The organism is Exiguobacterium sp. s101 (assembly GCF_018617835.1).
GTDB lineage: Bacteria > Bacillota > Bacilli > Exiguobacteriales > Exiguobacteriaceae > Exiguobacterium > Exiguobacterium marinum.
Map to the genome: position 1 here is coordinate 1 of NZ_JACSKX010000049.1, position 201 is coordinate 201.

Genomic DNA, 201 nt, shown 5'->3' on the forward strand with positions numbered 1-201 from the left:
TGACGTGGACGTCGACGATGAAATTGTGCTTGGCATCGACCGTCCGATGCGCCAGCCAGAAAAAGCCTTCCGGTTTCTGGTCACGATACATATAGCCCGCTTCCGGGTCGGTCCGGCTCACCTTGACGAGCCGACGCTCTTTCCCAGCCCCTTTGGGCTTCAGTGCTTTTTTCCGCGCTCGGCACGCTCCTCGTTCACCCT

At 59.2% G+C, this 201-nt stretch carries 1 pseudogene; it reads right to left on the reverse strand.

From position 1 onward, the window contains the following. A pseudogene (locus KNO76_RS14120) lies at nucleotides 1-201 on the reverse strand (hypothetical protein); the annotation flags it as partial.